Annotated in this window: 1 protein-coding gene; it reads right to left on the minus strand. The window is 42.3% G+C overall.

All coding sequences use genetic code 11. From position 1 onward, the window contains the following. Window positions 1-46: 46 nt before the first annotated feature. Window positions 47-1084, minus strand: a complete 1038-nt coding sequence (locus L4C33_RS22335) for a potassium channel family protein (protein ID WP_428814568.1) — start codon at window positions 1082-1084, stop codon at window positions 47-49. Window positions 1085-1257 lie beyond the last annotated feature (173 nt).

Here is a 1257-nt window from a genome sequence, read left to right on the forward strand (position 1 = left end):
CCTCTATACAGAGGCCTTTTATATTCATGATACTCAATATATCGCTCTACGACTTGAATGAGCCCCAGTCGAAACCATCAATTCGTTCATCGGCAATATAAAATAGCTTCGTCGATGGTGGAATGTTGGTAGACAGCTCAGGATTAAGCTCAATTCCCTGCCCAACATCAATTGCGATCAAAGTCGCCTGATACTGCTCTTTGAACATAGTGAAAATTGGTGCAACGGTTGTTGCCTTGGCAGATGACGGAAAGTGCGTTGAGTACTGAGTCATGCCGCGAGTAGAGCTTAATAGTTCCTGATGTAACGCGCTTGAACCCGGATCTACAGCCGCCTTAGCAAGCATTTCAGCGCCAACAGCAGGAATGCACTCAGAATTAGGGCAATGTTTATGAAGTAAATCGCTTAACGCTTCATCTTTAAAGTAAACCAATAAGTGCGCATCAGGGTTACGATTAGCACAGTACAATGCAGCAGAAAGAGTGACATCATCTTCAGGGTTATCGATTAGAATACAGCTCGCATTATCAATTTCAGTCTTATCCATCTCTTTGCCGTCAGTGTAGCTATTTACACGTACAAAGTTGATTTCACCGGGCAACGGGTTTTCGATATCAGAACGAGTACACAAAACGATGGGTCTTCTGCCCGTCTCTTCGTGTTGAAGCATTCTAATTAAGTGAATGGTTCTTTGCTCATTCCAACCGAGTAGTAAGATATGATTTTCCACGCGTACTTTCCTCTTTCCTAATAGACCAGCTCGCCAGTAATAGACCCCTTCACTCGCGGCTTTACCTAACAGCGCCGCAAATAAGCTCAGACCGCCAGGAATAACAAATAAGATAACAGCCCAACGACCAAACTCTGTTGTAGGCGACATATCCCCATAACCAACAGTCGATGCAGTGACTGCTAGGTAATAGATAAATGTAGAAAACGAAGCGGTAAGTTGAGTTTCATTGGCATAGCTAAGTAGAAGCCATGATAGCGCTATATAAGCTAAAAACGTGACCAACAAGTTTTTGCCGTTGAGTTCGAATATGTTGGCTTGTAACCAACGCTTCAACTGCAACCAAATCATCATAATGATGTTCCCTTGCGATAAAGATAAAGTTAATAATGCGATATAAAGTCTTACATATCAATCGTTAGCCATTCATCGTTACTATACAGATATAAAAAAACCAGCGTGAACGCTGGTTTCCAAATTGATGACTAAGCTATTTCTTCGCTTAAGCGCTAACCGTTTAGCTGCTC

It is taken from the genome of Vibrio makurazakiensis (assembly GCF_050337375.1).
Lineage (GTDB): Bacteria > Pseudomonadota > Gammaproteobacteria > Enterobacterales > Vibrionaceae > Vibrio > Vibrio makurazakiensis.

What these genes read in the sequence shown, in the direction of transcription:
- L4C33_RS22335 (WP_428814568.1), bottom strand. Translation starts at nt 1,084, where the DNA reads ATGATGATTTGGTTGCAGTTGAAGCGTTGGTTACAAGCCAACATATTC.